This window comes from Photobacterium sp. R1 (assembly GCF_054600795.1).
The window spans coordinates 1-232 of sequence record NZ_BAAHZP010001053.1; the positions used below are offsets into that span (position 1 = coordinate 1).

Here is a 232-nt window from a genome sequence, read left to right on the forward strand (position 1 = left end):
TGACCGGGACATTGCGTGGTTCGGGGAAGCGTTTCGTCGCCTGTCCTGGGTCTACATCGGTACCAGTACGTTACAGTCCCGCGCGCTGGCTGGCATGGCGATCGGGACACTGATTTTTGCCGTGCCGGGCTCAACCGGTGCATGTCGTCTGGCATGGGAAGAGCTGATTGCCCCGCAATTGGATGCCCGGACGCTTCCCTGCCAGTTTGTCCCGCATCTGAAGTCGGTGGAA

General features: G+C 60.8%; 1 protein-coding gene. It reads left to right on the forward strand.

What is annotated here, in order from left to right; all coding sequences use genetic code 11:
- Positions 1-232 (forward strand): MogA/MoaB family molybdenum cofactor biosynthesis protein (locus tag ACYP03_RS28285; protein WP_459782974.1); only part of this gene is annotated, 232 nt, incomplete at both ends.